The organism is Streptomyces sp. NPDC050743 (genome assembly GCF_044456925.1).
Taxonomy (GTDB): domain Bacteria; phylum Actinomycetota; class Actinomycetes; order Streptomycetales; family Streptomycetaceae; genus Streptomyces.
In genome coordinates this window covers 91,604-117,370 of the sequence record NZ_JBITGJ010000008.1, presented here as the reverse complement: position 1 = coordinate 117,370, position 25,767 = coordinate 91,604, and the positions used below count along the sequence as shown (strand labels likewise).

Genomic DNA, 25,767 nt, shown 5'->3' with positions numbered 1-25,767 from the left:
CTGTGGCCGAGAACAGCCGGGGCCCCGGCCGCCGTATACAGCGGCCGGGACCCCGAAACTCCCGGTCAGAGGGGTCAGCGGGCGGCGCGGTTGACGGCCGAGACGACCGCCTTCAGCGACGCACGCGTCGTGTTCGCGTCGATGCCGATCCCCCACAGGACCTTGCCGTCGATCGCGCATTCGATGTAGGAGGCGGCCTGTGCGGAGGCGCCCTCGCTCATCGTGTGCTCCTGGTAGTCCAGCAGGCGTACGTCGATGCCGATGGACTGCAGGGCGTCGAAGAAGGCCGAGATCGGACCGTTGCCGGTACCGGTCAGGACGGTGTCCTCGCCGTCGACCGTCGCCTCGACGGTCAGCGTGTCCACGCCGTCGGTGTCCGTGGTCGACTGGCCCGTGCGGACCTGGATGCGGCCCCAGGGGTTGTCCGGGTTCGGCAGGTACTCGTCCTGGAAGACCGCCCAGATCTCCTTCGGCGTGATCTCGCCGCCCTCGGCGTCCGTCTTCGCCTGGATGAGCTTGGAGAACTCGATCTGCATCCGGCGCGGCAGGTCCAGCTTGTGGTCGTTCTTCAGGACGTAGGAGATGCCGCCCTTGCCGGACTGGGAGTTGACGCGGATGACGGCCTCGTAGGAGCGGCCGACGTCCTTGGGGTCGATCGGCAGGTACGGCACCGCCCACTCGATGTCGTCGACGGTGACGCCCTTGGCCTTGGCGTCGGCCTCCATGGCGTCGAAGCCCTTCTTGATGGCGTCCTGGTGGGAGCCGGAGAAGGACGTGTAGACCAGGTCGCCCACGTACGGGTGGCGCGGGTGGACCTCCATCTGGTTGCAGTACTCCCACGTACGACGGATCTCGTCGATGTCGGAGAAGTCGATCTGCGGGTCGACGCCCTGCGAGAACAGGTTCATGCCCAGGGTGACCAGGTCGACGTTGCCGGTGCGCTCGCCCTGCCCGAACAGGCAGCCCTCGACGCGGTCGGCGCCGGCCATCAGGGCCAGCTCGGCCGCCGCCACGGCCGTACCGCGGTCGTTGTGCGGGTGGACGGACAGGCAGACGTACTCGCGGCGGGAGAGGTTGCGGTGCATCCACTCGAAGCGGTCCGCGTGCGTGGACGGGGTCGAACGCTCCACGGTGGCGGGCAGGTTGAGGATGATCTCGCGGCCCGGGCCCGGCTGGTAGACGTCCATCACCGCCTCGCAGACCTCCAGCGCGAAGTCCAGCTCGGTGTCGGTGAAGATCTCGGGGCTGTACTGGTAGCCGAACTCGGTCTCGGGGCCCAGCAGCTTCTCGGCGTACTCCATCACCAGGCGGGTGCCGTCCACCGCGATCTGCTTGATGTCGTCCTTGGAGCCGCGGAAGACCACCCGGCGGAACACGGGAGCCGTCGCGTTGTACAGGTGGACGGTGGCCCGCTTGGCGCCCTTCAGGGACTCCACGGTCCGCTCGATCAGGTCCTCGCGGGCCTGGGTCAGTACGGAGATCGTGACGTCGTCGGGGATCGCGCCCTCTTCCTCGATGATCGAGCGCACGAAGTCGAAGTCGGTCTGGCCGGAGGCGGGGAAGCCGACCTCGATCTCCTTGTAGCCCATCTTCACCAGCTGGTCGAACATCCGGCGCTTGCGCTCGGGCGACATCGGGTCGATCAGGGCCTGGTTGCCGTCGCGCAGGTCGGTGGAGAGCCAGCGGGGGGCCGCGGTGATGCGCTGCTCCGGCCAGGTGCGGTCCGGGATGTCCACCTGTTCGTAGCGGCCGTACTTGTGGATCGGCATGGAACTGGGCTGCTGGCGGTTGGCCATGATGCGTGGGCTCCTCAGGGTGTCCGGAGATCCGGATGTCCGGGGTGGACGGCCGACGACGCAACGCCAGAGCTCCGCGGGGAGGGAGTCGGCCTTGTGACTACAGGCCCTCGCCGCGGCAGCTAAGGAGAAGCAGCCCGAAACGCATGATGCGTCGCAGCCTATCCGAGCCGCCCCGGACACGGGGACGCGTTTCAGTATGCGGGACCGCCATCACAAAAGGGACAAAAAGTGCGCCGCACCACATCGCCCTAGCACACCGTCACGGAGCGTCGCGCTCCTGTCCCGGTATTTCACCAATCATGGTGGCCGCTAGTGACATCAGTATCACTGAGTGCAATGGTGCGAGGCATGACGACCAACGGGGGCTTCGAGCCCATCTTCTGCACGATCGTGCCGCCGCACGTCCTCGACAAGCTCGCCCGGGCCGAGGACTCCGCGCTCTCCGGCCCGGCCCGCCGGTCCCTGGAGCACGACGCCTACCAGCGCACCAAGCGCCGCCTGACCACCGTCATCGGTGCGCCCTCTGTCGCCGCGCCCGCGGGCGCCGCCGCGGACCAGCCCCACCGCACGATCTACGACGCCCGGCACACCCAGGACCTGCCCGGCACGCAGGTCCGCGCGGAGGGGTCCGACCCGGCCTCGGACGCCACCGTCAACCGCGCCTACGCGGGCCTCGGCGCCACCTTCGAGCTGTACCTGAAGGCCTACGGCCGGCACTCCATCGACGACAACGGGCTGCCGCTGGACGCCACCGTCCACTACGACCAGAACTACGACAACGCGTTCTGGAACGGCGAGCAGATGGTGTTCGGCGACGGCGACGGCGAGATCTTCCTCGACTTCACCATCCCGGTCGACGTCATCGGCCACGAGCTGACCCACGGCGTCACCCAGCACACCGCGAACCTGGAGTACTTCGGCCAGTCCGGCGCGCTCAACGAGTCGGTCTCGGACGTCTTCGGCTCGCTGATCAAGCAGTACACCCTCGGCCAGACCGCCGACGAGGCCGACTGGCTGATCGGCGCGGGCCTGCTCGCCCCGCAGGTCCACGGCACCGCGCTGCGCTCGATGAAGGCCCCGGGCACGGCCTATGACGACCCGAACCTGGGCAAGGACCCGCAGCCGGCGACCATGGACCACTATGTCCGCACCGGCCGCGACAACGGCGGCGTGCACATCAACTCGGGCATCCCCAACCACGCCTTCTACCTGGTCGCCACGGCCATCGGCGGGAACGCCTGGGAGAAGGCCGGGCAGATCTGGTACGACGTGCTCACCGGCGGCGAGCTGAGGAGCGACGCGCTGTTCGCCGACTTCGCCACGCTGGCGGTGAAGGCGGCCCGGGAGCGGTACGGCGCCGGAGACGAGCTCCAGGCCGTGCAGAAGGCGTGGGAACAGGTCGGGGTGCGGACGCTGTAGTACTGCGACGCCGCGGTGCTGGAGACTGAGCCCATGCGGATTCAGGTGAGGCGTACAGGCGGGTTCGCAGGCATCGAGCGCCGGGCCGAGGTGGACACCTCGGCCCGGCCCGACGCCGCCGTCTGGCACACCCTGGCCGAACGCGTCCTTGCGTCCGGCCGGGGCACCCCGCCGGCCGGCGTCCCGGACGGCTTCCGGTACGAGATCACGGTGGACGGCCGCACGGTGTACGCGGCCGATCCCCGACTCACCGAGGAACAGCGGGAGTTGATCACGAAGGTGCTGAAGGAAGGGGCCTGAGGACGGGTTTCCGCCGGGGCGTTGACTTCCGTTACCGGGGGTAAGGATGATCCGGCCATGGCGACTGACGCAGGCAATCCGATACCTCGGTTCCCGGCCGGCTTCCTGTGGGGTGTGTCGACCTCCGCCCATCAGATCGAGGGGGCGGCGGACGAGCGCGAGGCGTCCGTGTGGGACGTGTTCACGGCCGAGCCGGGGCGGGTGAAGGACGGTTCGACGGCGGCGGTGGCCTGCGACCACTACCACCGCCACCGGGAGGACGTGGCCCTCCTCGCCGGCCTCGGCGTGGACGCGTACCGCTTCTCCGTCTCCTGGCCCCGCGTCGGCTCCCCCGGCGGCCTGGACTTCTACGACCGCCTGGTGGACGAGCTGTGCGCGGCGGGCGTGCGGCCCGTGCCCACCCTCTTCCACTGGGACCTGCCCGCCTCGCTGGACTGGCTGGAGCGGGACACGGCGGAACGGTTCGCCGAGTACGTGTCCGTGGTGGCCGAACGGCTCGGCGACCGCGTCACCAAGTGGATCACCCTCAACGAGCCCGCCGAGCACACCCTCCTCGGCCACGCCCTCGGCGCCCACGCCCCCGGCAGGCAGCTGCTCTTCGACGCGCTCCCGGTCGCCCACCACCAGCTCCTCGCCCACGGTCTCGCGGTACGGGCCCTGCGCGCGGCCGGGGCGAGGGACATCGGCATCGCCAACTCCCACGGCCCCACCTGGCCCGCCTCCGCCGAACCGGCCGACGTGGAGGCGGCCGGCTTCTACGACGTCCTGCTCAACCGCCTGTTCGCCGAGCCGGTCATCCTCGGGCAGTACCCGGACGGCATGGGCGAGTTGATGCCGGGCGACGTGCACGAGGACCTGAAGGTCATCGCCGAGCCCGTCGACTGGTACGGGATCAACTACTACGCGCCGACTCGGGTGGGTGCGCCCGGCGGCGCCGACAGCGAGTACGGCGGCCTTGCGCTGCCCGCCGAACTACCCTTCTCGGTAAGGGAGATCGAGGGCCGGCCGGTGACCGACTTCGGCTGGCCGATCGTCCCGGAAGGCCTCACCGAGCTGCTGTGCGGCTTCCGCGAGACCTACGGCGACAAGCTCCCGCCGATCGTCATCACCGAGAACGGCTGCTCCTACGACGGCCTCGACGACCAGGACCGCATCGCCTACCTGGACGCCCACATCCGCGCCCTGCACACCGCCATGGAGGCCGGCGTGGACGTGCGCGGCTACTTCGTGTGGTCCCTGATGGACAACTTCGAGTGGGCCGAGGGCTATCAGCGCCGCTTCGGCCTGGTGCACGTGGACTACACGTCGCTGATGCGCACCCCGAAGGCCTCCTACCACTGGTTCCGGGGCATGCTCCGGGCGCAGAGATGACGGCCCGGGATGACCGCGCAGGATGACGGCACGGAGACGGCCATGGCCCGGGCCCCGGCCGCGCTGGCCGAGCCCGTCGTACCGGTCGGCCGGGGCTGGACGGCGGCCCTCTCGCTGGCCAACGGGGCGATCTGGGTCGGCTGGTTCGGCCCGCTGCAGATCCTGCTCGCCTCCCAGGCGGGGGACTTCGCGCCCGGCTCCGGGATGTCCAAGGAGACGATGCTGGCCTGGGTGACCGGCGCCGGCGCGGTGGTCTCCCTGTTCGCCAACCCGCTTTTCGGCGCCCTGTCCGACCGTACGACCGCCCGCCCCGGCCGCCGTACGCCGTGGATCGTGGCCGGGTCGGCGGGCGGCGCGCTGTCCTTGCTGCTGCTCGCCCGGGCGGGCGGGGTGTGGTCCATGGCGGTGGGCTGGTGCCTGGTGCAGCTCACGCTGAACGCGGCGTTCGCCGCGGTGACGGCGGCCGTGCCGGACCGGGTGCCCCGGCGCCAACGGGGCGCGGTGGGTGGGTGGTTGGGGGCGGCGCAGATCCTGGGCGTGGTCGGCGGGACGGGACTGGCGACCGTGGCGGGCGGAGTGGGCGCCGGGTATGCGGCGTGCGCGGTGTTCACGGCGGCGGGTGTGCTGCCGTACGTCCTGCGGCATCCGGATCTGCGGCTGTCGGCCGACGACCGCCCGCCGTGGTCCTGGCGCGGCTTCCTCGCGGGCTTCTGGCTGAGCCCGCGCCGCCACCCCGACCTCGGCTGGGCCTGGCTGACCCGCTTTCTGATCAACCTCAGCAACTCGCTGGTGCTGTTGTACCTCCTCTACTATCTGCGGGACCGGCTGCACTACGCCGACCCCGACCGGGGCGTGCTGATCCTGACGGCCGTGAACAGCCTGACGCTGATGGCGACGGTCGTGGCGGGCGGCGTCTGGTCGGACCGGGTGGGCCGGCGCAAGCCGTTCGTCGTCTGGTCGGGCGTGCTGATGGCGGTGGCGACGGCGGCCCTGGCCGGCTGGCAGACCTGGCCCGGCGCGCTCGTGGCGGCGGCCGTCCTCGGCGTCGGCTTCGGCGTGTTCACCTCCGTCGACTTCGCGCTGATGACGGACGTCCTGCCGAAGGCGCTGGACCGGGGCAAGGACCTGGGGGTCGTCAACGTGGCCAACGCCCTGCCCCAGGTGGCGGCCCCCGCCCTGGCGGCGCCGATCGTGACCTACCTGGGCGGCTACCGGGTGCTGTACCTGGTGGCGGCGGTGATCGGGCTGGCGGGGGCGGTGCTGGTGGGGCGGATCAGGGGAGTCGACTAGCCGGACAGGGCCTGGGTGGCTCAGAGGACTCCGGCGTCGCGGGCGGACCAGACGGTCGGGTAGAGGGGCCGGAAGCCGAGGTCCCGGCGGATCCGCTCGGTGGACATGACCCCCAGCCACGGGTCGGGGTCGGTCCGGGTGTGCATGTCGGCGGGCGGCTCGACGCCGTTGAGCCGGTGCAGCTCGACCGCGGTGACGGGGGCGTCGTCGGCGATGTTGTAGACCGGGCCGCTCACCGCCGGTGCGTACAGCAGGCGCAGCAGCCCCTGGGCGACGTCGGCGTGGTGGCCCATGTGCAGCCGCTGGGTGGACGCCCAGTGCGTGGCCCAGCGCAGGGACTGGGCGAGGTGCGGGTCGCCGTCGCCGTAGACGAAGGGCAGCCGGCCGACGCGCACCTCCATGCCCTCCAGCGCGAGCAGTTCGCGCTCGGCCGCCGCCTTGGACTCGGGATAGGCGCCCCACATCGCGCCGCCGGGCCGGGTCTCGTCGTCCTCGCTCAGCGGGCGGCCCCGCCCGACGCCGTACACGAGACCCGTGCTGACCTGCACGAAGCGCCGCACGCCCGAGGTGAGCGCGGCACGGCCCAGGGCCACGGCCGCGTCCCGGTTGACGGCCCACGCCTCCGCGTCCGGCACCCCGCGGAAGGACGCCGCGATGTTCACGACCGCGTCCACCCCGGCGAGCGCCTTGCCGAGCGTCTCCTCGTCCCGCAGATCGCCGACGGCGACCTGGGCGCCCAGTTCCGCGAAGGCCTCGCCGCGCGGCGCGTCCCGCACCAGGACCCGTACCTGCTCGCCCGGCTGCCGCTGGGCCAGCAGCCTCGGCACGAAGCGCCGGCCGACCTGTCCCGTGGTGCCCGTCACCAGTGTCAACATCTTCTGCTCCTCTCGACGTGGTGCCACCACTGTCGAACGGGGCCGCGAGGGGCGGGAGAGACCTCCCGATCAGGGGACCGGCACTCCCTGGATAACCCCTGCCTTCTGCTCCACCCTGAAGAGGTGAACCGAGCCGAACTCGCCGACTTCCTGCGCCGTGGCCGTGCCCGCCTGGACCCGACCGACGTGGGGCTCGCCCCCGGCGCCCGGCGCCGCACCCCGGGCCTGCGGCGGGAGGAGGTGGCGTCGCTGGCCGGTATGTCGGTCGACTACTACACCCGGCTGGAGCAGTGCCGGGGTCCGCGCCCGTCCCGTCAGATGCTCACGGCACTGGCGCGGGCGCTGCGCCTGACCGACGACGAACGGGACCACCTCTTCCACCTGGCGGGCGAGGAGCCGCCCCGCCGGGAGACGGCCTCCGCCCATGTCAGGCCCGGGCTGCTGCTGGTCCTGGACCGGCTGCACGACGCGCCGGCGCTGGTGGTGACGGACTGCGGTCAGGTGCTGGCGCAGAACGCGCTGTCCAGGGCGCTCTCAGGAGACGCGCTGGCCCGCCCGGCGCGTGAACGCAACCTGGTCCGCCGCTTCTTCCTGGACCCGGCGGGACGCGGGCTCTTCCCGCCGGAGGACGTGCCGGACCACGCGCGTCAGCACGTGGCGAACCTGCGCGCGGTGGCCGCCGCCCGCCCCGACGACCCCGAACCGGCCGCCTTGGTGGCCGAACTCCGCGCCGCCAGCGAGGAGTTCGCCCGTCTGTGGGACGAGCACGAGGTGGCGGTGCGGCGCGGCACGACGAAGCGTTTCCGGCACCCGGTCGTGGGTCTCCTGGAACTCGACTGCGAGATCCTCCTGACCGACGACCACCGCCACCACCTCGTCCTCCACACGGCCCGCCCGGGCACGGAGTCGTACGAGCGGCTCCAGCTGCTGAGGGTGGTGGGCCTGCAGGACATGACCCCCCAGGGCGCCGCCGGTTAGAAACCGAGCTTGCGCAGCTGCTTCGGGTCCCGCTGCCAGTCCTTGGCGACCTTGACGTGGAGGTCGAGGAAGACCGGCGTGCCGAGCAGTGCCTCGATGTGCTTGCGGGACTTGATGCCGACCTCCTTCAGGCGCTTGCCCTTGGGGCCGATGATGATGCCCTTCTGGCTGGGGCGCTCGATGTAGACGTTGGCGTGGATGTCCAGGAGGGGACGGTCCGCGGGGCGGTCCTCGCGCGGGAGCATCTCCTCCACGACGACGGCGATGGAGTGCGGCAGCTCGTCGCGCACGCCCTCCAGCGCGGCCTCGCGGATCAGCTCGGCCACCATGACCTGCTCGGGCTCGTCGGTGAGGTCGCCCTCGGGGTAGAGGGCCGGGCCCTCCGGCAGGAGCGGGATCAGGAGGTCGGCCAGGAGGTCCACCTGCTTGGAGCCCACCGCCGACACCGGCACGATCTCCGCCCACTCGAGGCCCAGCTCCTTGCCCAGCTGGTCGATCGCGATGAGCTGCTCGGCGAGGGCCTTGGAGTCGACCAGGTCGGTCTTGGTGACGATCGCGACCTTCGGGGTCTTCTTGATCCCGGCGAGTTCCTTGGCGATGAAGCGGTCGCCCGGGCCGATCTTCTGGTCCGCCGGCAGACAGAAGCCGATCACGTCGACCTCGGCCCACGTCGTACGGACCACGTCGTTCAGTCGCTCGCCGAGCAGCGTGCGCGGCTTGTGCAGGCCGGGGGTGTCGACCAGGATCAGCTGGGCGTCGGGCCGGTGCACGATGCCCCGTACCGTGTGCCGGGTGGTCTGCGGCCGGTTGGACGTGATCGCCACCTTCTGCCCGACCAGAGCGTTCGTGAGGGTGGACTTGCCCGCGTTGGGACGGCCCACGAAGCAGGCGAAGCCGGCGCGGTGGTGGGCCTCGGCCGGCTGCTCGGATGACTGGGTACGAACGCTCATGCCGTTCATTGTCCCTGATCCACGAGCCCCCGCCGTACCGTGAGGTTTCGGTAACCCTCAGGCAATGAAACGTCACGGAAACACACCTGTGCGCAACCGGAAACGCTCACCGGTGACCCTCTGACGAGCCCGCACACCGTTGGAGACGCCCGTGACTTCCGCCGCCGCGCACGTGAACACCGGCGACACCGCCTGGCTGCTCGCCGCGACCGCCCTCGTCCTGCTGATGACCCCGGGCCTGGCCCTGTTCTACGGCGGCATGGTCCGCACGAAGAGCGTCCTCAACATGCTGATGATGAGCTTCGTGTCGATCGCCCTGGTCACGGTGGTGTGGCTGGCGGCCGGCTACTCCCTCGCCTTCGGGGACGACATCGGCGGCGGGCTGATCGGCGGGCTCGGCCACGCCGGGATGGCGCACCTCGGCCCGGGCAGTGTGCACGGCACCGTCCCCACCCTCCTCTTCGCCACCTTCCAGCTCACCTTCGCGATCATCACCGCGGCCCTGATCAGCGGTGCGGTCGCGGACCGCACGAGCTTCTCGGCGTGGCTGGTCTTCGTCCCGGTCTGGACCCTCCTGGTATACGTTCCGATCACCCACTGGGTGTGGGGCCCGGGCGGCTGGATCGCCGGCACGCTCGGCGCGCTCGACTTCGCGGGCGGTCTGCCCGTCGAGATCACCTCCGGCGCCTCCGGTCTCGCCCTGTGCCTGGTCCTCGGGCCCCGGCTCGGGTTCAGGAAGGACGCCATGCGCCCGCACAACCTGCCCATGGTGATCCTCGGCGCCGGTCTGCTCTGGTTCGGCTGGTTCGGTTTCAACGCGGGCAGCGCGCTCGGCGCGAACGGCCTCGCCGCGGCCGCCTTCCTGAACACCCTGGCCGCCGGCTGCACCGGCCTGCTGGGCTGGCTCTTCGTCGAGCAGAAGCGCGACGGCCACCCGACCACCCTGGGCGCCGCCTCCGGAGCGGTCGCCGGCCTGGTCGCGATCACCCCGTCCTGCGGCACGGTCTCCCTGCTCGGCGCGCTGATCGTCGGCCTGGCCGCCGGTGTCGTCTGCTCCTACGCGGTGAGCTGGAAGTTCAAGCTGAACTACGACGACTCCCTGGACGTCGTCGGCGTCCACCTGGTCGGCGGCGTCATCGGCACCCTGCTGATCGGCCTGTTCGCCGAGAAGGCGATGACCGGCGACACGCGGGGCCTCTTCTACGGCGGCGGACTCGCCCCGCTCGGCAGGCAGGCGCTCGCCGTGGTGGTCGTGGCCGGCTACGCCTTCGCGGTGACGTACGGCCTCGGCAAGCTCCTCGACAAGGCGATGGGCTTCCGCGCGAGCGAGGAGCAGGAGCACACCGGCCTGGACCTTACGGTGCACGCCGAGACGGCTTACGATCACGGGGTCCTGGGGCACGGCGCCCCGGTCGCCCACTCCGTCCTCCCCTCCGCTCAGAAGGTCAAGTCCCAGGCATGAAGCTCATCACCGCGATCGTCAAGCCGTACCGTCTGGACGAGGTCAAGACCGCCCTGCAGGAGCTCGGGGTGCACGGTCTGACCGTGACCGAGGCGAGCGGCTACGGCCGGCAGCGCGGCCACACCGAGGTGTACCGGGGGGCCGAGTACCGGGTCGACCTGGTGCCGAAGGTGCGCATCGAGGTCGTGGTCGAGGACGCGGACGCCGACGCCGTGATCGACGCGATCGTCGGGGCCGCGCAGACGGGGAAGATCGGGGACGGGAAGGTGTGGGCCGTGCCCGTGGAGACGGTCGTGCGGGTGCGGACCGGCGAGCGCGGTCCGGACGCCCTCTGAGCCGGGGGGCTGTCGTGGGGGGCGAATGGTACGTGCTCGTCGAGACGAACAACGGGCACCTCGACGGCAATTGGCTCCTGAAGGACAAGGTGCATGTGGAGGCGGCAGGGAGCAGGCCCTGGCGTGTGCCGAGGAGCTGAGCCTCACGTACACGGATCGGCTCTTCTCCCTCGGCTCCGGCTACGGCCGCCTCGTGTTCCGCGTCTCCGAGACGAGCTGGTTGCTGGAGATCACGGATTCGTGGTGGCCCACCGACTCCGACGAGGCCGTCACGCGAACGCAGTACGCCCGGTTAACCGTGGCGCAGCTCATCTCCTCGACGGAGCCTCCTCCCGTCGAGCGCCCCGCGCCGAAGAAGGGGAGACTGCGCCGCGGCCTCGGCCGCGACTGACGGCCCGTGCCCGACGCGCCCTGACCAGCAGTGCTCCGGTCACCGCTCCCGCCACGAACACGAGCCCGGCGAGCAGCCACGGCAGGGCGAGGAAGGAGGCGCTCGCCGACTGCCGGGTGCCGGTGGCGCTCGCGGTCAGCGTCACCTCCGCGCGGTCGAGCTGGGGCGCTTTGGACCAGGTCTCGGTGAGCCGGACCCGCTGTCCCGGCAGCAGCTCGGACGGCACCCGGGTCAGCTCGCGGTCGAGCAGAGCGCGGCCGAACAGCCCTCGTGCCTTCAGCTCCACCTCGGGGTCGAGGGTGACGTTTCCGGTGTTGCGCAGGGTGTAGGAGACGGTCGCCGTGCCGGTGCCGAACCCCGGGATCAGGGGCTGGTGATGGGTGATGCGCAGCTGCCCGACGGAGAGCGCGGGCAGGGTGGGCCCGCTGACCCGCAGGTAGACCCGGGCGCCGACGGCCCGCTGCACGCCGAGCGCGAGCCGCTCGCCGCCGGTATCGACGCGCTCGTCCAGGGCGACGACGGCACCCGGGTGATCGCCGGGCTGGGCACCCCGCGGGACGCGGAGGGTGAAGGGCACGGTGACGGTCGTATGGCCGGGCACGGTGACCCGGGACTTCGCGAGCCGGGTCCAGGCGCCCACCCCGAGCATGCGCTCCTTGACGGTCCGCACGGCGAAACCGCCGTCCCGGGCGGTGTTGTAGGCGTCGGCCGCGTAGAGGCGGAAGGTGAGCGGACGGCCGGTCTTGTTCTGGACGGCGACCTTGTCGGTGAGGGTCTGACCGGGATCGGCGGAGAGGTAGAAGTAGGGCCGCGCGGCGATCTTCGAGGCGACCGGGTAGACGGACCAGCTGCCGTTGTCGGCGGCGTGGGCGGGCGTGGCCTGCCATGCCGTCATCAGGGCCAGGAGGAGGACGTACAGCTTGCGCATGGGTGCGGACCCCCACGGACGGTAGACAGGGGCGGGAGACGGGGGAACGGGCGGGTGCGGACGCCCGCACGCTCAGGTGAGCGTCAGTGTGAGCACGCCGGAGTACGCGCCCGGAGGCGTGAACGCCGGTACGGCCAGGGAGAGTCCGGCGTCGACGGTGAACTCACCGCCGGTGAGCGTGCCGTCGGAGGTCGACGCGAGGGTCGCTCCCGAGGCGCCCACGGCGCCCGCCGAGCCGGCCTTGCAGGTGCTGGGGCTGCCCGCCTTGGTCGCGCACGCGGGGGTCCAGCTCAGCTTCCCGGCGTCGATCTTGCCGCCGGGCCCGGTGAAGTCGGTGACCTTGCCGGTCAGGGACCAGCCCGCGGGCTCGCCGCGGAAGTCCTGCACGGTCACCGTCTGCAGCTTGCCGGTCGAGGCCCCGCCCTTGCCGAAGTCGACCGCCGACAGCGCGACGGAGTCCCCGGCCTGGGACATGGACAGCGTGCCCGCCTTGACGGTGGTGGTCAGCTTCTGGCTGCCGGGCGGAACGGGGGTGTTGTCGTTGACGACGTAGGCCGCGGGGCCCGCGCCCTTGTCCGCGCTCCAGGCGCCGCCCTCGTAGGCCACGATCCCGGTCGTCGTCTTGTCGTTGACGACGAGGGAACCGCTGAAGGAGCCCTGGGTGTTCGCGGTCACGGTCGCGGTGTCCGCGGTCTGGGTGCTCCCGGACCGCCCGGCCAGGGTGACGGTGGCGCCCGGCGTGAAGTTGCTGCCGGTGACGGTCACACCGGCCCCCGGGTCACCCGAGGCCGAACTCAGGGAGATGGCCCGGGTGTTGGCCGGGGTCCCGTCGGTGGCCGTCACGGTCTGGGACACCGGGGCGGGCGGATCGGTGACCGTGCACGGCGTGTCCAGTTCCAGGATGTAGCTGGTGTGGATGTTGTAGTCGCCGGGCGAGAGGGTGATCTGTCCGGCCTTGGTGACGGTGAACGTGCCGGTCATGGAGAAGGACGGGAAGGTCGCCTTCCCCGGCACCGGCGGGTTCTTCTTCGGCCCGGCGACGGTGACGTCCCCCGTCTGTGCGCCGCCGAGGGTCACCTTTCCGGTCGGGGTCATGATGTCGGCGGGCAGGGCCAGGTCGGTGGGGTTGCCGGCGGCGGCGGTGACAACCGTGTACGTGACGGTGACGGTGTCGCCGACCTTGGGGGTGGCGTTGTCCACCGACACGGCGGCGGTCGTGGTGCCGTCGATCGGCGGGATGCCCGCGACGGCGGGCGGGATGCAGTGCGTGGCGAAGTCCACGTTCGTGCCGGCGGCACCGGCCGGACAGGCCAGCGCGCCGCCCGCGGTGACCGCGAGGGCGGTCGCCCCGAACAGGGACGCCCAGCGCCACCGTCGGGATCTTCGTGGTCTTGGGGGTGTCGAACCCATGGGGCCCCCTCCTGAGGGTTGCGGGCGCAGCGGCTCATCTGCGCCGACAGGGGGCATTGATGTGGAGCGGGAGTGAGAAGTCAATGGAGATGTCGCAGAAATCTGACGGATCATCAGTTTCTGCGGCATCCGGAACACATCGCTCGGTCCGGTCAGTCGAAGACGAACGGGCCGGGTGACTGCGGACCGCTTGCCGTGCAGGTCACGGTGACCCCGAAGATCACCATCTGCAGTGAGCCGCCGTAGGCGTCCAGGCTCTCACCGGAGGCGACGGTGCCGGGGAGCGGGCCGACGCTGACGGCGTCGCCGGTGTTCATGGCGGGGTTCCTGGTCCCGCTGAAGACCACCGATCCGTCGCCGGCCCTGGCCATGGTGAGGGTGGAGGAGATGGAGTCCTGCGCGACCGCGACCGGCGCGGTGATCGCGGAGGAGGTGAGGGTGATGGTGGCCGAGGTGCCGCTCTGGGTGGCGGTGAGCGTGGCCGTGCCGCCGCCGAAGACGCCGCAGCTCGCGGTGATGGTCGCCGGCTGTGGGGTGACGGCGGCCGCGGAGGGTGCGAAGGCCAGTCCGGTGACCGCGAGGGCCCCGGCGGCCAGTGCCGCACCCGTTGCCGTGCGCTTGCCTCTCATGGGGATCCGCTTCCCTTCCCTGTGGGGGGGTGTGGGGGGACACCGACGGGCGGTGAGGCCTGCGCAGGCGGTCGGGCCCACCGCGCCGGCGGTGCGGATCTGACGGCCCGTCGGAGACGTACGGTTTCATTGATGCGCAGGGGCAGGAGGCCAACAAGGTTGAATTCCAGCCGGCCTTTCGGCCGGTGCCGGGGTACGTCAGCCGGCGGAAACGGTGACCCGCACCACCCCGTCGAGCCCGGCCAGCAGCACCGGCGTCCCCGCACCCCCCAGGTCGGCCACCGCGGCCAAGTCCTCGTCGGCCACGGACTCGGCGTCACTCACGAGCGCCGCCGCCTCCAGCGAGCCCGCCCCCGACGCCACCGCCATGGCGACGGCGGTACGCAGCGCGCTCAGCCGCAGCGAGGGCAGCGCAACCGACCCGGCGACATAGGTACGCCCGGTCTCGTCCCGTACCGCCGCCCCCTCCGGCACACCGTTGCGGACCCGCGCGGAACGGGCCAGGGTCACGATCTTGCGGTCCTCGGGGTCAAGCGCGTTGCTCTCGGTCATGCCCAGAGCATACGAAGCCACAGCCCGACCACCCCGCCACGGGGTACCGCGTCACCCCGCGACGGGGTACATCGCGCCCCGCCGTCCCTCCGGAGAGGCCAGCCACTCCAGCTTCGCCGCGGTGTTCGCCTCGTCCAGCGGAGTGTGCAGCACGATCATCAGATCGGGCCGGGCCGGCACCTTCATCACCGTCGACTCCACGACCAGCAGCCCGGCCAGCGGATGGTCCAGCTCCTTGCGGATCTGCCCCTGGTCCTCGATGTCCCGCTCGGCCCACATCGCCCGGAACTCGGCGCTGGCCTCGCTCACCTCGGCGAGCACCGCCCGGAACCCCTCGTCCTCCGGCCGCGCCGCACACGCCGCCCGGAACTGGGCCACGACCGTGCGCGCGTTCTGCTCCCAGCTGTGGCTGCGCGACCGGTAGAGCGGATCGGTGAAGAAGTCGACGAGACAGTTCTGCGTGATCTCCGGCCGCATGCCCAGCACGATCGCGGCCGCGTCGTTGTACATCACGCAGTTGTAGTACAGGTCCATGATGTGCGCCGGATACGGCATCCAGGTGTCGATCAGCCGCCGCAGCCCGTCGCACATGTCCCGCTTCTCCGGCGCCACTTCGGGCGCCGGCGGGTTCATCCCGGCCAGCAGATACAGGTGCCGGCGCTCGGCGTCGCTCAGCCGCAGCACCCGGGCGACGGCGTCGAGCACGTGGGGGGAGACGGAGATCTCCCGCCCCTGCTCCAGCCACTGGTACCAGGAGGCGCCCACCCCGGCGAGCACGGCGACCTCCTCCCGGCGCAGTCCGGGCGTACGGCGCCGGCCGCCGCCGACGGGCAGCCCGGCCTCCTCGGGACTGACCCGGGCCCGCCGGCTCATCAGGAACTCGCGCAGTTCGTTGCGCCGTTCGCTCCTCATCGCCCCCGCAGCAGGCACGTACCGCTCCTCCCCCGTCGTGTCTGGTGGTGCCACCACCACCATAAGTTCCGACTCCCCACCGGTATTCCGCCCGCCCGAAGCTCGGTACATGGCGATCGACACCACCACCCAGACCACCACCTCCACGGGCACACCGCTCGACACCCGCCGGCCGCCCCGGTTGTCGACGCGTGACAAGCTCGTCCTGTTCGTGCTGTGCGCGGCCCAGTTCATGGTCGCGCTGGACTTCTCCGTCCTGAACGTGGCCCTGCCGGAACTCGGCGCCGACCTCGGCATGAGCCGCTCGGCCCTGCAGTGGGCGGTCACCGCGTTCGCGCTGCCCTCCGGCGGCTTCCTGCTGCTCTTCGGCCGCATCGGCGACCTGTACGGCCGCCGCAAGCTGTTCCTGACCGGCCTGGCCCTGTTCGGCGCGGCCTCGCTGCTGGCGACCCTGGCCTGGGACCCGGCGTCCTTCCTCACCGGACGCGCGCTGCAGGGCCTCGGCGCGGCGGCGATCGTCCCGACCGGGATGTCCCTGCTGACCACCACCTTCCCGGAGGGGCCGGCCCGCGACCGCGCCCTCGGCATCTCCGGCACCCTGCTGTCGCTCGGCTTCACCGTCGGCATGGTCGCGGGCGGCGTGCTGACGGACGCGCTCGGCTGGCGCTCCACGATGGCCCTGCTGTCGGTGTTCGCGCTCGTCGTGCTGCCGCTGGCCCCGGGCCTGCTGCCGGAGTCGCGCACCCCGGAGCGTCCGCGCCTGGACGTGCCCGGCGCGATCACCGTCACCACCGGCCTGCTGTCCCTGATCTACGCCCTGTCCACGGCCGCCGACCACGGCTTCGGCCGCCCGGACGTCATCACCACCCTGGTCGCCGGGCTGCTCCTGCTGGCCGCGTTCACGGTCGTGGAGTCCCGTACGGCCGCCCCGCTCGTCTCGCTGCCCATGCTGCGCCGCCGCACGGTGGCCTGGGGGAATGCGGGCGGCTTGGTCACCTTCTCGATGATGTCCACCGTCGTCTTCGTCCTGACCCTGTACCTGCAGGAGATCCTGCGCCTGTCGGCCTTCGAGACGGGCCTGGTCTTCGGCGTCCAGGGCGTGCTGTCGGCCGTCGCCGGCTCGCTCGCCCCGAGGGTGATCGGCCGCTTCGGCGCCCGCCGCACCCTGGTCGGCTCGCTGACCGGCCAGGGCGCGCTGATCGCGACGCTGCTCCTGCTGAACTCCCACGTCTGGTCGGTGTGGCTCGCCACGGCGGCGGTGTCCCTGGCCAGCATGTGCCACCTGGGCGCGATCATCTCGTACGGCCTGACCGTCACCTCCGGGGTCCCGGACGAGGAGCAGGGATTGGCCACCGGTCTGGTGACCTCCACCCAGCAGGTCGGCATCACGGTCGGCATCCCGCTGCTGGGGGTCCTGGCCACCACCTCCGGGGATCTGCTGACCGGCGTCCGCACCGTCGTGGCCCTGGACGCGGCGATCGTCCTCGCGGCAGCCGTCCTGGTCGGGCTGGGCCTGCGCCGGCGTCAGTCCAGGGTCTGAACGATCTCGCTCCGCGCGGCCGTGTGCACCACACGGCCGCGCGCTCCGTTGACCAGCGGGAGGTAGGGGGCGACATGCCCGCACTCGACGTCGGCGACGATCGGCACACCGAGTGGGCCGAGGGCGTCGAGCACGGCCTCGTGCTGGGTGAGGGTGCGGCCGGCGGGGGCGTGGGTGCGGCCGACGAGGACGGCGGCGGCACGGTCGAAGAAGCCGTTGAGACGCATGCCGTGCAGGTTGCGGCAGATGGTGAACGCGTTGTCCTCGCAGGCCTCCACGTACACGAGCAGCCGGTCGCCGCCCGCGAAGGACGAGGTGTCCAGGTACGGCGTCCCCGCGAGGTTGGCGAGGGTCTCGATGCACCCGCCGATCAGCCGGCCCTCGACGTCCACGTCCCCGTCCCCGTCGAGCCGGGTCCAGGCGCCCTCGGCGTCCAGGGTCAGGTCACGGATCTCCGGGTTCCGGGCCCAGTCGTCCCAGCCGCCGGACCGGTACCGGCCGGGCGGTGTCTGAGCGAACGGCTCCCCCTGCGGCGCGGCCACGATGTCCAGCCAGGACAGCAGCCCCTCCGGCGTCCGGTAGGGCGTGTCCATGAGGTTGTTCCCGTGGACGGTGGCGACGCCGGTGAGCAGGGTCAGCGGGGTGATGACCGTGGACATGTCCGAGTAGCCGACGACCCAGGTCGGCTCGGCCCGCCGGATCGCCTCGAAGTCGAGCAGCGGCAGCAGGTCGATGGCGGTCTCCCCGCCCCACGGAGGCACCACGGCCCGTATCTCCGGGTCGGTCAGCATCGCGGTCAGCTCGGCCGCGCGCTCGGCGGCCGGCGCGCTGAGGTGGGTCGAGCCGTCCATGCACCGGCCGACGACCGCCTCGTACCCCCGCGCCTCGATCTCCCGGACCGCGACTTCGAGCCGCCCCCGGAGTTCCTTGGCCACTCCGCTGGAGGGAGAGGTCACACCGACGCGGTCACCGGGGCGCAGGGGGCGCGGATATCTGATCGTCATACGGGCATCCCACCGCGCGCCGATCGCCTCGGGCAACCGGATTCACGGCCGGTCCAGCCGCAGCCGCTCCGCCCTCGGCAGTCCGGCGACGACGAGGTCGTACGAGTCCTCGATCAGCTCTTTCACCAGCCGCTCGGGCAGGTCGCCGTCGGCCGTCACGGTGTTCCAGTGCCGCTTGTTCATGTGATACCCGGGGATGATCAGGCCCTCGTGCTCACCGCGCAGCCGGATCGCGTCCTCCGGGTCGCACTTGAGGTTGATCGTGAGGGGCCGCGCGCCAAGGTTCGTCAGGGCGAACATCTTGCCCAGCACCTTGAAGACCGAGGTCTCCGGGTTGAACGGGAAGTCCTCCACGGCCGCGTTGAAGGACAGGCAGAAGGCGCGCAGCTTCTCTGGGGTCACTCGGGTGTCGCCTCCTCGGCGGCCGGCACGGGGACGGGTTCCACCAGGACCGTCACGATCTTGTTCCGGCGTCCGGCCGCGGCCTCCGCGGTCAGCTTCAGCCGGCGCTCGTCGGGCAGCTCGACCTCGGCGGACGCGCCCGCGATGGGCACCCGGCCGAGGGCCTTGGCGAGCAGTCCGCCGACGGTCTCCACGTCCTCGTCGTCGTACTCCTCCAGGCCGTACAGCTCGCCGAGGTCGGTGATGTCCAGGCGGGCGGTGACCCGGAAGCGGTCGTCGCCGAGATCCTCGACCGGCGGGAGTTCCCGGTCGTACTCGTCGGTGATCTCGCCGACGATCTCCTCGAGGATGTCCTCGATGGTGACGATGCCGGCGGTGCCGCCGTACTCGTCGATGACGACGGCGACGTGGTTGCGTTCCTTCTGCATCTCGCGCAGCAGGTCACCGGCGTTCTTGGTGTCCGGCACGAAGGCGGCGGGCCGCATGGCGGTGGAGACCAGGTCGCCCTCCGCCTCCCGGTTGATGTGGGTCTTGCGGACCAGGTCCTTCAGATACACGATCCCGACGATGTCGTCCTCGCTCTCGCCGGTGACCGGGATCCGGGAGAACCCGGAGCGCAGGGCGAGGGTGAGGGCCTGCCGGATGGTCTTGAAGCGCTCGATGGTGACCAGGTCGGTGCGCGGCACCATGACCTCGCGCACCAGCGTGTCGCCCAGCTCGAAGACCGAGTGCACCATGCGGCGCTCCTCGTCCTCGATCAGCGACTCCTTCTCGGCGAGGTCGACCAGCGCGCGCAGCTCGGCCTCGGAGGCGAACGGGCCGCGCCGGAAGCCCTTGCCCGGGGTGAGGGCGTTGCCGATGAGGATGAGCAGCGACGGGATCGGGCCCATGATCCGGGCCAGCGGCAGCAGCACGTAGGCCGCCGCGGTCGCGGTGTTGAGGGGGTGCTGACGGCCGATGGTCCGCGGGGACACCCCCACGGCGACGTACGACACCAGGACCATGACCCCGATGGCGATCAGCAGGGCCTGCCAGGTGTCCTTGAATGCCTCCAGGCAGGCGTAGGTCACCAGGGCCGCGGCCGCCATCTCGCAGGCGACGCGGACCAGCAGGGCCACGTTCAGATAGCGGGTGGGGTCGGCGGCGACCTGGGCCAGCCGGGCGCTGCCGCGGCGGCCGGACTTGACGGCCTCCTCGGCCCGGAAGCTGGAGATCCGGGCGAGGCCCGCCTCCGCGCAGGCGGCGAGCCAGGCGACGACGACCAGCGCGATCGCGCCGATCACGATCTGCGGAGACATACGGCCCGCTTATGAGACGGTCGGCGCCGGGGACGGCCCGGTCAGCCCGCGCTCGGCGCGCCATCCGTCCACGATGGCGGCCTGGAGTCCGAACATCTCGGCCTTCTCGTCCGGCTCCTCGTGGTCGTAGCCGAGCAGATGCAGCACGCCGTGGACGGTGAGCAGCTGGAGCTCCTCGTCCATGGAGTGCTGCGTCTCGGCTTCCGCCCCCTGCTTGGCGGCGACCTCCGGGCACAGCACGATGTCACCGAGCAGCCCCTGCGGCGGCTCGTCGTCGTCCTTGGACGGCGGTCGCAGCTCGTCCATCGGGAACGACATGACATCGGTCGGACCCGGCAGGTCCATCCACTGGATGTGCAGCTGCTCCATGGCGTCGGCGTCCACGACGATCACCGAGAGCTCGGAGAGCGGGTGGATGCGCATCCGCGCGAGCGCGTAGCGGGCGATGTCGAGGATCGCCTGCTCGTCTACCTCGGTGCCGGACTCGTTGTTGACGTCGATCGACATGGTCGTGCTGGTCTACTTCCCCTTGTGCCCGGACTTGCCCCGGCTCTTCTGCATGCCGTTCTGGGTGCCGTGGCTGCTGTCGTACTTCTCGTACGCGTCGACGATACGGCCGACGAGCTTGTGCCGTACGACATCGTGGGACGACAGCCAGGAGAAGTGGACGTCCTCGACGCCGTCCAGGATCTCCTGGACCTGCCGCAGGCCGCTCTTGGTCCCGTCGGGCAGGTCGACCTGCGTCACGTCACCGGTGATGACGATCTTCGAGTCGAAGCCGAGGCGGGTGAGGAACATCTTCATCTGTTCGGGGCTGGTGTTCTGGGCCTCGTCGAGAATGATGAAGGCGTCGTTGAGCGTACGACCGCGCATGTACGCGAGCGGCGCTACCTCGATCGTCCCCGCCGCCATGAGCCGCGGGATGGAATCCGGGTCGAGCATGTCGTGCAGCGCGTCGTACAGCGGGCGCAGGTAGGGGTCGATCTTCTCGTACAGCGTGCCCGGCAGGAACCCGAGCCGCTCCCCCGCCTCCACCGCCGGCCGGGTGAGGATGATCCGGTTGACCTGCTTGGACTGCAGGGCCTGCACGGCCTTGGCCATGGCCAGGTAGGTCTTGCCGGTACCGGCGGGTCCGATGCCGAAGACGATCGTGTGCTTGTCGATCGCGTCGACGTACCGCTTCTGGTTGAGGGTCTTCGGGCGGATGGTCCGGCCCCGCGAGGACAGGATGTTCTGCGTCAGCACCTGCGCCGGGGTCTCGGGCCCGTCGCTCGTCCCGTTCTCGCTCGCCTTGAGCATGGCGATCGAGCGTTCCACTGCGTCCTCCGTCATCGGCTGCCCGGTGCGGAGCACCAGCATCATCTCGTCGAACACGCGCGAAATGAGAGCGACGTCGGCGGGGTCGCCGACCGCGCTGATCTCATTGCCCCGGACGTGTATGTCGGCCGCCGGGAAGGCCCTCTCGATCACACGCAGAAGGGAGTCGCCGGAACCCAGCACGGTCACCATGGGGTGCTGGGCGGGGACGGTGAACTGCGCTCTCGCCTGCTCCTGCGCGGGGGTGGTGTGAGCTGTGGGTGTCTGTGTCATGGGCCGGCTCTGAAGGCCTGCGCTTCCTCCTCGTCACGGCCGCGTAGCTGAGGGCGGCCTCGCGATTCCAGGGTACGACGGTGCACAGACAAGCCCGTAGGCCTTTTACACGGCCCCCTCCTCAGCCGCCCCGACCACCACAGGCCCACAGGGCACACACCTCAACCACCCGAGCCGACCCCACCCCGCCGGGGACCACTCCCCAGACACCCGAGCCGGCGCCATCCCGCCGGGGGGCCACTTCCCAGGCACCCGAGCCCGATCCGCCGAGGACGACCGCTTCCGAGCCGCCCACGCCCCAGGGGGCACCACCACTTCCCAGCCGACCGGGCACTCCTCAACCACCCGAGCCAAACCGGCCGGGGACAACCACTTCCCAGCCGCACACCGAACCGCTCCCACCGGAGGTCACCTTCCAGCCGGTCCGAGCCGGACTCACCCCGCCCACCCGCCGGGAGGCCACGTCTCAACCTCCCGAGCCTGATCCGCCGAGGACGACCACTTCCCAGTCGCACACCGAGCCGCCCCTGCCGGGGGTCACCTCCCAGCCAGACCGAGCCGCCCCCACCCCCGCCCGCCCCCACCGAGGCACTCCGCAACCACCCGAGCCCCACCCGCCAGGGACGACCCTTCCCAGCCGCCCACCCGGCTCGTCTCCCAGCCGACCGAGACGGGACCCCCAGGGGGCACCTCTCAGCCGACCGAGACGGGTGGGTGGGTGGGCGAGCGGGGGTCCAGGGGGCGGAGCCCCCTGGTGGTCAGCTGGAGCGGCGGAAGCCGATGGTGGGCACCGCGCGGCGCAACGGCCACGGCCGGTCCAGTTCCTCCGGGACCAGCGCGTCCAGGAAGCCGTACCGGCGAAGCGCCGCCCGCTCCTGCCCCGGCACGGACTGCACCCGCCGCCACCACGCCCCGATCTCCGACCACCCCGGCGCCGACAAGGACCCCCCGAACTCCTGCACCGACAGCGCCGCGGTGAGCCCCGCGAAGGCCAGCCGGTCCGCCAGCGGCCACCCCGCGAGCGACCCCGTCACGAACCCGGCGACGAAGACATCCCCCGCCCCCGTCGGATCCAGCGCCTCCACGGCGATCGCCGGCACCTCCGCCGCCTCCCCCGTCCGCCGGTCCACGGCGTACGCCCCCTCCGAGCCCAGGGTCACGACCGCCACCGGCACGTACTCGGTCAAGGCATGCGCGGCGAGCCGCGGACAGTCGGCCCCGGTGTACCGCTTCGCCTCCTCCGCGTTCGGCAGAAACGCCTCGCAGTGCTCCAGATCGGCGAGCCCGGCCAGATCCCACGCCCCGGTCTCGTCCCAGCCGACGTCGGCGAAGATCCGGGTCCCCTCCCGCGCGGCCTGCGCGATCCACGGCGCGCGCGCCCCCGGCGTCAGTGAGGCCACGGCGGCCCGCGCGCGGGGCGGGCAGTCCGCGGCCCGCTCCTGGATGAGCACGGCCTCCGGCGGCGGCTCGTGCCCGTGGGACACCATCGTCCGCTCGCCCTCGTACGCCATGGACACCGTCACCGGGGAGTGCCAGCCGGGCACGGTCCGCGACCTCGACAGATCGATGCCCTCGCCCTGTGCGAGCGCGTCCCAGCAGTACTCGCCGTAGTGGTCGTCCCCGAAGGCCGCCGCCAGGGAGGTCTTCAGACCGAGCCGGGCCAGGGCCGTGGCCATGTTGGCGACCCCGCCGGGGCTGGAGCCCATGCCCCGGGCCCAGGACTCGGTGCCGCGCACGGGCGCCGAGTCCAGGCCGGTGAAGATGATGTCGAGGAAGACCGTGCCCGTCAGATAGACGTCCCAGGGCGGGTCCCCGGGCCGGCGCAGCGCGGCGAGCGGGTCGACCTGGGCCTGACGGCGCGCGGCCGGGGTGAGGTGTTCCGGTTCCTCTCCGGTGATCGTGTGCGACGGGGTCACGGTGCGCTCCCTGGCATGGTGCGGATCTGGCCAGTGTGCACCAATCAGCCCGCCGCACAGGGGGTTACCAGCGGGGCATCACCGGTTGCCGCCAGCCCGGTTCGGCCACCCGCATCGCGGCCGCGTCGTCGCGGTCGCGCAGCGAGCCGTCGTCCTCGGCCCACCGCCGGTGCAGCCGGGCCAGTTCGTCCCGGTCGAGCTCGACCCCGAGGCCGGGGGCGTCGGAGACATGGACCCTCCCGTCCCGGAACGCCGGCCGCTGGGTGAGGACGTCCTCGGACTGCCACGGATAGTGGGAGTCGCACGCGTGGTGGAGCCCGGGGACCGTGGCGGCGACCTGGGTCATCGCCGCGAGGCTGATGCCCAGATGGGTGTTGGAGTGCATGGACACCCCGACCCCGAAGGCGGCGCAGATCGCGGCGAGCCGCTGGGTGTTGCGCAGCCCGCCCCAGTAGTGGTGGTCGGAGAGCACGACCTGCACGGCGTCGCGCGTGAACGCCTCCTTGATCTCGCCGAAGGTGGTCACGCACATGTTGGTGGCGAGCGGTACGTCGGTCCCGGCGGACACCTCGGCCATGGCTGGCGTCCCCAGAGTCGGGTCCTCCAGGTACTCCAGGACGTCCCCGAGTTCCTTCGCCACCTTCAGCGAGGTCTCGACCGACCAGGCGCCGTTGGGGTCGAGGCGCAGCGGATGGCCGGGGAAGGCCTCGGCGAGGGCCCGTACGGCCGCGATCTCCTCGTCGGGCGGGAAGACGCCGCCCTTGAGCTTGAAGGACGTGAAGCCGTGCCGCTCCTTGAACAGCCGTGCCTGGGCCACGACTCCGGCCGGGTCGAGAGCGGCCCCCCAGTCGTCCTGCTCGCCGGCCACGCCCTCCGGATGGCCGGCCCACTTGTAGAACAGGTAGGCGCTGTACTCGACGGTGTCCCGCAGCTTGCCGCCGAGCAGCGCGTGCACGGGCAGCCCGAGTGCCTTGCCCTGGGCGTCCAGACAGGCGACCTCGAAGGCGGACAGCACCGACAGCCGGAGCTTGTCGGCGCTCTGCACGCCGCGCAGCCCGCCGGCGTCCACCTGGCCCTGGACCCGGGACTCGTCCACGCCGAGGTCGATCGCGAAGAGGCCGTTCACGTCCATGACCGAGCGTCCGGTGAGCCGTTCGGCCAGCGGGCGGGCCAGTTCCAGGTACTTGGTGTCGCCGTAGGTCTCGCCGAGCCCGGTGATCCCGTCGGCGGTGACGATCTCCACGATCAGCCGCGGGGTGTACGGCTGGTGGACGCCCTGGGTGTTGAGCAGCGGCGGGTCGGCGACCAGGATCGGCGTCAGCCGCACCTCGGCGATGGTCAGGTCACGGGTCACAGGGAGGCTCCTACGAGGTCGAGTCCGGCGGTGAGCAGGGCCTTGAGGTCGGCGAGGTCGGCGGGCGCGGGGTCGGTGAGCGGGGCGCGCACAGGTCCGACGCGCTGTCCGCGCAGCCGGGCCGCCGCCTTCACCAGGGACACGGCGTATCCAGGGGCGCGGTCGCGCAGTTCCACGAACGGGACGTAGAAGTCCCGCAGCAGCTTGTCGACGGTTCCGTGGTCGGCGTCCCGCAGGGCGGTGAAGAAGGCGCCGGCGATCTCAGGGGCGAAGGCGTGCACGGCGGAGGAGTAGGCGGGCACGCCGACGGTGGCGTAGGCGCGGGCCTGGATCTCGGCGGTGGCGGCGCCGTTGAAGAAGAGGAAGCCGTCGGGGGCGGCGAGGGTGAGGCGCTGGAGCCGGTCGAGGTCGCTGTGGCCGTCCTTGAGGCCGATGACGTTCGGGATGCGCGCGATGCGCCGCAACGCGTCGGCGGTGTAGGCGACCTGGCCGCGCTGGTAGGCGATCAGCGGCAGCCCGGAGCGCTCGGCGAGCCGCTCCAGCTGGGCGGCGAGGCCGTCCTGCGGGGCGTCGACCAGGTAGTGCGGCAGCACGAGCAGGGCGTCGGCGCCGGCCTCCTCGGCGATCCGCGCGAACCGGGCGGCCTGCGCCCAGCCGTACCCGGTGCCGGCCACGACCGGAACCCTTCCGGCCGCCTCCTCGACGGTGATGGTGACGACGGTCCGGTACTCCTCCTCGTCCAGCGAGAAGAACTCCCCCGTGCCGCAGGCCGGGAAGACGGCGCCGGGACCGGCGGCGAGCCGGCCGGCGACATGGGCGCGGAAGCCGTCGGGATCGAGGGAGCCGTCGTCACGGAACGCGGTGAGCGGGAAGGACAGCACGCCGCGCGCCATCCCCTCCCGCAGCCGCCGCGCGACACCCTCGGGACTCGGATCGCCACCCACCTTGATCATCTCCCCTTATGAATTACGTCTACATATGCGAACGAGCTTAGCGCTTCCTACCCGGGGCCCCACTACACAAACCGAAAAGTGACGCAGATCGCATCCGTTCTCCTTCTTC

Annotated in this window: 24 protein-coding genes; 8 read left to right on the top strand and 16 right to left on the bottom strand. The window is 71.5% G+C overall.

Going from position 1 to position 25,767, the window contains the following annotated elements; genetic code table 11:
• Nucleotides 1-74: 74 nt before the first annotated feature.
• Entirely contained in the window at nucleotides 75-1,796 is a 1,722-nt protein-coding gene (gene leuA / locus ACIBJF_RS11780; RefSeq protein ID WP_399173522.1) for a 2-isopropylmalate synthase, read from the bottom strand.
• A gap of 351 nt (nucleotides 1,797-2,147) precedes the next feature.
• Here leuA and ACIBJF_RS11775 point away from each other — a divergent pair, with 351 nt between their 5' ends.
• From ACIBJF_RS11775 to ACIBJF_RS11760, 4 genes are read left to right on the top strand one after another with little or no spacing between them, the layout of a single operon-like run.
• Nucleotides 2,148-3,218: a M4 family metallopeptidase gene (locus ACIBJF_RS11775; protein WP_399173521.1), complete on the top strand. Its 1,071-nt coding sequence runs from the start codon at nucleotides 2,148-2,150 to the stop codon at nucleotides 3,216-3,218.
• 33 nt (nucleotides 3,219-3,251) lie between these two features.
• Complete coding sequence (locus ACIBJF_RS11770) at nucleotides 3,252-3,518, top strand: protealysin inhibitor emfourin (RefSeq protein WP_399173520.1); 267 nt, start codon at nucleotides 3,252-3,254, stop codon at nucleotides 3,516-3,518.
• Between the two features lie 57 nt (nucleotides 3,519-3,575).
• Nucleotides 3,576-4,889: a GH1 family beta-glucosidase gene (locus ACIBJF_RS11765; protein ID WP_399173519.1), complete on the top strand. Its 1,314-nt coding sequence runs from the start codon at nucleotides 3,576-3,578 to the stop codon at nucleotides 4,887-4,889.
• Between the two features lie 42 nt (nucleotides 4,890-4,931).
• Entirely contained in the window at nucleotides 4,932-6,179 is a 1,248-nt protein-coding gene (locus tag ACIBJF_RS11760; RefSeq protein WP_399173624.1) for an MFS transporter, read from the top strand.
• A 20-nt stretch (nucleotides 6,180-6,199) separates the two neighbouring features.
• On the opposite strand, the gene ACIBJF_RS11755 is transcribed toward ACIBJF_RS11760, so the two are convergent.
• Nucleotides 6,200-7,054 carry an NAD-dependent epimerase/dehydratase family protein gene (locus tag ACIBJF_RS11755; protein ID WP_399173518.1) on the bottom strand — a complete coding sequence of 285 codons (855 nt, stop codon included), beginning with the start codon at nucleotides 7,052-7,054 and terminating at the stop codon, nucleotides 6,200-6,202.
• Nucleotides 7,055-7,177: 123 nt separating this feature from the next.
• Between ACIBJF_RS11755 and ACIBJF_RS11750 the strand changes: the two genes are divergently transcribed.
• Entirely contained in the window at nucleotides 7,178-8,032 is an 855-nt protein-coding gene (locus tag ACIBJF_RS11750; protein ID WP_399173517.1) for a helix-turn-helix transcriptional regulator, read from the top strand.
• On the opposite strand, the gene era is transcribed toward ACIBJF_RS11750, so the two are convergent.
• Nucleotides 8,029-8,982 carry a GTPase Era gene (era, locus tag ACIBJF_RS11745; protein WP_399173516.1) on the bottom strand — a complete coding sequence of 318 codons (954 nt, stop codon included), beginning with the start codon at nucleotides 8,980-8,982 and terminating at the stop codon, nucleotides 8,029-8,031. The genes ACIBJF_RS11750 and era overlap by 4 nt on opposite strands.
• Nucleotides 8,983-9,133: 151 nt before the next feature.
• Here era and ACIBJF_RS11740 point away from each other — a divergent pair, with 151 nt between their 5' ends.
• Together ACIBJF_RS11740 and ACIBJF_RS11735 are read left to right on the top strand one after the other, a co-directional pair.
• Complete coding sequence (locus ACIBJF_RS11740) at nucleotides 9,134-10,444, top strand: ammonium transporter (protein ID WP_399173515.1); 1,311 nt, start codon at nucleotides 9,134-9,136, stop codon at nucleotides 10,442-10,444.
• Entirely contained in the window at nucleotides 10,441-10,779 is a 339-nt protein-coding gene (locus ACIBJF_RS11735) for a P-II family nitrogen regulator (RefSeq protein WP_356302606.1), read from the top strand. Before ACIBJF_RS11740 ends, ACIBJF_RS11735 begins: the two co-directional genes overlap by 4 nt.
• Before the next feature lie 308 nt (nucleotides 10,780-11,087).
• Here ACIBJF_RS11735 and ACIBJF_RS11730 read toward each other — a convergent pair whose 3' ends face one another.
• The 5 genes from ACIBJF_RS11730 to ACIBJF_RS11710 form a co-directional block, all read right to left on the bottom strand.
• On the bottom strand, nucleotides 11,088-12,098 hold the full coding sequence (locus ACIBJF_RS11730; RefSeq protein ID WP_399173514.1) for a WxL protein peptidoglycan domain-containing protein: 1,011 nt from the start codon (nucleotides 12,096-12,098) through the stop codon (nucleotides 11,088-11,090).
• A 72-nt stretch (nucleotides 12,099-12,170) separates the two neighbouring features.
• The gene (locus ACIBJF_RS11725) at nucleotides 12,171-13,508 is read right to left on the bottom strand and encodes a beta-xylosidase (RefSeq protein ID WP_399173513.1); all 1,338 of its coding nucleotides are present in this window, start codon (nucleotides 13,506-13,508) and stop codon (nucleotides 12,171-12,173) included.
• Between the two features lie 152 nt (nucleotides 13,509-13,660).
• Nucleotides 13,661-14,137, bottom strand: coding sequence for a hypothetical protein (locus ACIBJF_RS11720; RefSeq protein ID WP_399173512.1), 477 nt, complete (start codon nucleotides 14,135-14,137; stop codon nucleotides 13,661-13,663).
• Nucleotides 14,138-14,335: 198 nt separating this feature from the next.
• Nucleotides 14,336-14,689, bottom strand: coding sequence for a cytidine deaminase (locus tag ACIBJF_RS11715; protein WP_351797866.1), 354 nt, complete (start codon nucleotides 14,687-14,689; stop codon nucleotides 14,336-14,338).
• A 51-nt stretch (nucleotides 14,690-14,740) separates the two neighbouring features.
• Nucleotides 14,741-15,601 (bottom strand): helix-turn-helix transcriptional regulator, encoded by an 861-nt coding sequence (locus ACIBJF_RS11710; protein ID WP_399173623.1) that lies wholly within the window; start codon nucleotides 15,599-15,601, stop codon nucleotides 14,741-14,743.
• 109 nt (nucleotides 15,602-15,710) lie between these two features.
• Here ACIBJF_RS11710 and ACIBJF_RS11705 point away from each other — a divergent pair, with 109 nt between their 5' ends.
• On the top strand, nucleotides 15,711-17,141 hold the full coding sequence (locus ACIBJF_RS11705; protein WP_399173511.1) for an MFS transporter: 1,431 nt from the start codon (nucleotides 15,711-15,713) through the stop codon (nucleotides 17,139-17,141).
• Here the strand turns inward: ACIBJF_RS11705 and ACIBJF_RS11700 are convergent.
• From ACIBJF_RS11700 to ACIBJF_RS11665, 8 genes are all read right to left on the bottom strand, one after another.
• Nucleotides 17,126-18,145 (bottom strand): S66 peptidase family protein, encoded by a 1,020-nt coding sequence (locus tag ACIBJF_RS11700; protein ID WP_399173510.1) that lies wholly within the window; start codon nucleotides 18,143-18,145, stop codon nucleotides 17,126-17,128. The genes ACIBJF_RS11705 and ACIBJF_RS11700 overlap by 16 nt on opposite strands.
• 42 nt (nucleotides 18,146-18,187) lie before the next feature.
• Nucleotides 18,188-18,547, bottom strand: coding sequence for an MmcQ/YjbR family DNA-binding protein (locus ACIBJF_RS11695; protein ID WP_399173509.1), 360 nt, complete (start codon nucleotides 18,545-18,547; stop codon nucleotides 18,188-18,190).
• Entirely contained in the window at nucleotides 18,544-19,845 is a 1,302-nt protein-coding gene (locus ACIBJF_RS11690) for a hemolysin family protein (RefSeq protein ID WP_399173508.1), read from the bottom strand. Before ACIBJF_RS11690 ends, ACIBJF_RS11695 begins: the two co-directional genes overlap by 4 nt.
• 9 nt (nucleotides 19,846-19,854) lie before the next feature.
• The gene (ybeY, locus tag ACIBJF_RS11685) at nucleotides 19,855-20,352 is read right to left on the bottom strand and encodes an rRNA maturation RNase YbeY (protein WP_208900934.1); all 498 of its coding nucleotides are present in this window, start codon (nucleotides 20,350-20,352) and stop codon (nucleotides 19,855-19,857) included.
• Nucleotides 20,353-20,364: 12 nt separating this feature from the next.
• Nucleotides 20,365-21,435, bottom strand: coding sequence for a PhoH family protein (locus ACIBJF_RS11680; protein ID WP_399173507.1), 1,071 nt, complete (start codon nucleotides 21,433-21,435; stop codon nucleotides 20,365-20,367).
• 758 nt (nucleotides 21,436-22,193) lie between these two features.
• A complete protein-coding gene (locus tag ACIBJF_RS11675; protein WP_399173506.1) occupies nucleotides 22,194-23,351 on the bottom strand; it encodes a carbohydrate kinase family protein in 1,158 nt (385 codons plus the stop codon).
• A 64-nt stretch (nucleotides 23,352-23,415) separates the two neighbouring features.
• Nucleotides 23,416-24,705, bottom strand: a complete 1,290-nt coding sequence (locus tag ACIBJF_RS11670; RefSeq protein ID WP_399173504.1) for a glucarate dehydratase family protein — start codon at nucleotides 24,703-24,705, stop codon at nucleotides 23,416-23,418.
• On the bottom strand, nucleotides 24,702-25,658 hold the full coding sequence (locus ACIBJF_RS11665) for a 5-dehydro-4-deoxyglucarate dehydratase (protein WP_399173503.1): 957 nt from the start codon (nucleotides 25,656-25,658) through the stop codon (nucleotides 24,702-24,704). The genes ACIBJF_RS11670 and ACIBJF_RS11665 overlap by 4 nt, the downstream gene beginning before the upstream one ends.
• Nucleotides 25,659-25,767 lie beyond the last annotated feature (109 nt).

What these genes read in the sequence shown, in the direction of transcription:
- ACIBJF_RS11705 (WP_399173511.1), top strand. Translation starts at nt 15,711, where the DNA reads ATGGCGATCGACACCACCACCCAGACCACCACCTCCACGGGCACACCG.
- ACIBJF_RS11725 (WP_399173513.1), bottom strand. Translation starts at nt 13,508, where the DNA reads ATGGGTTCGACACCCCCAAGACCACGAAGATCCCGACGGTGGCGCTGG.
- ACIBJF_RS11665 (WP_399173503.1), bottom strand. Translation starts at nt 25,658, where the DNA reads ATGATCAAGGTGGGTGGCGATCCGAGTCCCGAGGGTGTCGCGCGGCGG.
- ACIBJF_RS11680 (WP_399173507.1), bottom strand. Translation starts at nt 21,435, where the DNA reads ATGACACAGACACCCACAGCTCACACCACCCCCGCGCAGGAGCAGGCG.
- ACIBJF_RS11700 (WP_399173510.1), bottom strand. Translation starts at nt 18,145, where the DNA reads ATGACGATCAGATATCCGCGCCCCCTGCGCCCCGGTGACCGCGTCGGT.
- ACIBJF_RS11765 (WP_399173519.1), top strand. Translation starts at nt 3,576, where the DNA reads ATGGCGACTGACGCAGGCAATCCGATACCTCGGTTCCCGGCCGGCTTC.
- ACIBJF_RS11690 (WP_399173508.1), bottom strand. Translation starts at nt 19,845, where the DNA reads ATGTCTCCGCAGATCGTGATCGGCGCGATCGCGCTGGTCGTCGTCGCC.
- ACIBJF_RS11730 (WP_399173514.1), bottom strand. Translation starts at nt 12,098, where the DNA reads ATGCGCAAGCTGTACGTCCTCCTCCTGGCCCTGATGACGGCATGGCAG.
- ACIBJF_RS11775 (WP_399173521.1), top strand. Translation starts at nt 2,148, where the DNA reads ATGACGACCAACGGGGGCTTCGAGCCCATCTTCTGCACGATCGTGCCG.
- leuA (WP_399173522.1), bottom strand. Translation starts at nt 1,796, where the DNA reads ATGGCCAACCGCCAGCAGCCCAGTTCCATGCCGATCCACAAGTACGGC.
- ACIBJF_RS11760 (WP_399173624.1), top strand. Translation starts at nt 4,932, where the DNA reads ATGGCCCGGGCCCCGGCCGCGCTGGCCGAGCCCGTCGTACCGGTCGGC.
- ACIBJF_RS11720 (WP_399173512.1), bottom strand. Translation starts at nt 14,137, where the DNA reads ATGAGAGGCAAGCGCACGGCAACGGGTGCGGCACTGGCCGCCGGGGCC.
- ybeY (WP_208900934.1), bottom strand. Translation starts at nt 20,352, where the DNA reads ATGTCGATCGACGTCAACAACGAGTCCGGCACCGAGGTAGACGAGCAG.
- ACIBJF_RS11710 (WP_399173623.1), bottom strand. Translation starts at nt 15,601, where the DNA reads ATGAGGAGCGAACGGCGCAACGAACTGCGCGAGTTCCTGATGAGCCGG.
- ACIBJF_RS11735 (WP_356302606.1), top strand. Translation starts at nt 10,441, where the DNA reads ATGAAGCTCATCACCGCGATCGTCAAGCCGTACCGTCTGGACGAGGTC.
- ACIBJF_RS11770 (WP_399173520.1), top strand. Translation starts at nt 3,252, where the DNA reads ATGCGGATTCAGGTGAGGCGTACAGGCGGGTTCGCAGGCATCGAGCGC.
- ACIBJF_RS11715 (WP_351797866.1), bottom strand. Translation starts at nt 14,689, where the DNA reads ATGACCGAGAGCAACGCGCTTGACCCCGAGGACCGCAAGATCGTGACC.
- ACIBJF_RS11755 (WP_399173518.1), bottom strand. Translation starts at nt 7,054, where the DNA reads ATGTTGACACTGGTGACGGGCACCACGGGACAGGTCGGCCGGCGCTTC.
- era (WP_399173516.1), bottom strand. Translation starts at nt 8,982, where the DNA reads ATGAGCGTTCGTACCCAGTCATCCGAGCAGCCGGCCGAGGCCCACCAC.